Origin of the sequence: Mycobacterium sp. 1245801.1 (assembly GCF_001673055.1) — a bacterium.
GTDB classification, from domain to species: Bacteria; Actinomycetota; Actinomycetes; order Mycobacteriales; family Mycobacteriaceae; genus Mycobacterium; species Mycobacterium europaeum_A.
The window spans coordinates 1-1800 of the sequence record NZ_LZKY01000135.1; the positions used below are offsets into that span (position 1 = coordinate 1).

The window sequence follows — 1800 nt, forward strand, 5'->3', positions numbered from 1 at the left end:
TCGTGCACCGGCGGCTCGGCGTCACCGGTCGTGGTTGCGGCCGGTGACCACACCGCCTCGAACAGGCGGTCCGGCCCCGAGGACGACACGGCCGCGCGCAGCTGCCGCTCGCTCACCGGACGCGCGACCATCGCGCGCACCGACAGCACCGGCAAGCCCAATCCGTCGGCCAGCTCGATCGAGACCGCCCTGGACAGGGTCGAAGCGGACTCCGGCGCCGATGCCGGGGCGATGCGCACGCGCACCGCGGACGCCCCCGCCGCATGCAACGACACGCCCTGCCAGGAGAACGGCAACACCACTTCGTCGGTCTGGCCGGCTATCTGGTGACTGACCACCAGTGCGTGCATGGCCGCATCCAGCAAGGCCGGGTGCACGCCGAACCCGTTGACGCCGCCGGCGGCGTCGGGCAGACGCACCTCGGCGAACACCTCGTCGTCGCGGACCCACGTCGCCGTCAGGCCCTGGAAGGCCGGGCCGTAGCCATAGCCGCGCGCCGCCAACTGCTCGTAGCCGTCGGCCGCGTCGACCTTGACGGCTCCCGCCGGCGGCCAGGCCGACAGGTCCGCACCCGGCTCGACCGAGCCGGGGCTCAGCGTTCCTTCGGCGTGGCACACCCAGCCCCAGCCGGTGTCGGGGCGCGAGAAGATCGACACCGCGCGCTGACCGAACTCTTCGGCGGGACCCACCACCACCTGCACGGCGACCGAGCCCGACCCGGAATCCTTGGCGGGCAACATCAACGGCGCCTGCAGCGTGAGTTCGTCGACCGTCGAGCAGCCGACTTCGTCGCCGGCGCGAATCGCCAGCTCCACGAAGCCGGATCCGGGGAACACGACCGTGCCGGACACGGCGTGATCGGTCAGCCAGCCCTGCAGACCCGACGACAAACGGCCCGTAAGGACGACCCCGCCCGAGGCCGGCAGCTCGACGACCGCGCTCAACAGGGGGTGCCCGCTGGTGCCGAGCCCCAAGCCCGACGCGTCCGCCGAGATGCCCTCCCCGGAGAGCCAAAAACGCCGCCGATCAAAGGCATACGTCGGTAGCTCGACGAAGCCCGCGCCGTCCAGCGCGCCGCGCCACTGCACGCTGACCCCCGCGACGAATGCGGTAGCGGCCGAAGTCAGGAATCGCTCGAGTCCCCCGTCCTCGCGGCCCAGGGTGGGGACGACGATGGCCTCGGTGTCACCCGGCAGGCTGTCGTTGGCGGTGTCTTCGATGCCGGCGACCAAGGCGGGGTGTGGACTGGATTCGATGAATGTGCGGTATCCGTGTTCGCAGGCGCTGCGGACCGCCTGGTCGAACTGCACGGTCTGCCGGATGTTGCGGTACCAGTACTCGGCGTCCAATCCGGCTGTGTCCAAGCGGTTTCCGGTCACGGTGGAGAAGAACGCGACGCGCGTGGAGCGCGGTTCGATGCCGGACAGCACCTCGGCGAGGTCGGTGCGGATCGCCTCGACCTCAACCGAATGCGAGGCGTAGTCCACGTCGATGCGCCGGGTCCGCAGCTCGAGGTCGGCGCAGAAGCCGACGAGCTCGTCGAGCGCGGCCACCTCGCCCGACACCACGACGGCCGAGCGGCCGTTGACGGCGGCGATGCTGACTCGGTTCCCGTACGGCGCCAACAGCTCCCGCGCCCGTTCGGTGCTGCAGGCGATGGACAGCATGCCGCCGGGGCCGGCCAGTGACGTCAGCAGCTTGCTGCGCAACGTGACCACCCGGGCGGCGTCGCGCAGCGACAGCGCGCCGGCGACGTAGGCGGCCGCGATCTCCCCTTGCGAATGGCCGATCACCGCGTCG

Annotated in this window: 1 protein-coding gene; it reads right to left on the minus strand. The window is 71.3% G+C overall.

Annotation, left to right across the window (positions count from 1 at the left end; all coding sequences use genetic code 11):
* A partial coding sequence (locus tag A5622_RS08035) for an acyltransferase domain-containing protein (protein ID WP_156752883.1) occupies positions 1-1800 on the minus strand: 1800 nt, incomplete at both ends.